The 1258-nt window shown below is 54.9% G+C and carries 1 rRNA gene; it reads left to right on the top strand.

Annotated elements, in window-relative coordinates:
* Positions 1-1258: ribosomal RNA gene (locus R0K30_RS20965) — 16S ribosomal RNA — on the top strand; the annotation flags it as partial.

Genomic DNA, 1258 nt, shown 5'->3' with positions numbered 1-1258 from the left:
TCGGAGAGTTTGATCCTGGCTCAGGACGAACGCTGGCGGCGTGCCTAATACATGCAAGTCGAGCGGACAGAAGGGAGCTTGCTCCCGGATGTTAGCGGCGGACGGGTGAGTAACACGTGGGTAACCTGCCTGTAAGACTGGGATAACTCCGGGAAACCGGAGCTAATACCGGATAGTTCCTTGAACCGCATGGTTCAAGGATGAAAGACGGTTTCGGCTGTCACTTACAGATGGACCCGCGGCGCATTAGCTAGTTGGTGGGGTAATGGCTCACCAAGGCAACGATGCGTAGCCGACCTGAGAGGGTGATCGGCCACACTGGGACTGAGACACGGCCCAGACTCCTACGGGAGGCAGCAGTAGGGAATCTTCCGCAATGGACGAAAGTCTGACGGAGCAACGCCGCGTGAGTGATGAAGGTTTTCGGATCGTAAAGCTCTGTTGTTAGGGAAGAACAAGTGCGAGAGTAACTGCTCGCACCTTGACGGTACCTAACCAGAAAGCCACGGCTAACTACGTGCCAGCAGCCGCGGTAATACGTAGGTGGCAAGCGTTGTCCGGAATTATTGGGCGTAAAGGGCTCGCAGGCGGTTTCTTAAGTCTGATGTGAAAGCCCCCGGCTCAACCGGGGAGGGTCATTGGAAACTGGGAAACTTGAGTGCAGAAGAGGAGAGTGGAATTCCACGTGTAGCGGTGAAATGCGTAGAGATGTGGAGGAACACCAGTGGCGAAGGCGACTCTCTGGTCTGTAACTGACGCTGAGGAGCGAAAGCGTGGGGAGCGAACAGGATTAGATACCCTGGTAGTCCACGCCGTAAACGATGAGTGCTAAGTGTTAGGGGGTTTCCGCCCCTTAGTGCTGCAGCTAACGCATTAAGCACTCCGCCTGGGGAGTACGGTCGCAAGACTGAAACTCAAAGGAATTGACGGGGGCCCGCACAAGCGGTGGAGCATGTGGTTTAATTCGAAGCAACGCGAAGAACCTTACCAGGTCTTGACATCCTCTGACAACCCTAGAGATAGGGCTTTCCCTTCGGGGACAGAGTGACAGGTGGTGCATGGTTGTCGTCAGCTCGTGTCGTGAGATGTTGGGTTAAGTCCCGCAACGAGCGCAACCCTTGATCTTAGTTGCCAGCATTTAGTTGGGCACTCTAAGGTGACTGCCGGTGACAAACCGGAGGAAGGTGGGGATGACGTCAAATCATCATGCCCCTTATGACCTGGGCTACACACGTGCTACAATGGACAGAACAAAGGG

This window comes from Bacillus sp. SIMBA_154 (genome assembly GCF_046536015.1).
Taxonomy (GTDB): Bacteria; Bacillota; Bacilli; order Bacillales; family Bacillaceae; genus Bacillus; species Bacillus pumilus_P.
The sequence above is the reverse complement of the archived record's forward strand: the minus strand, read 5'-3'. Positions and strand labels throughout refer to the sequence as shown.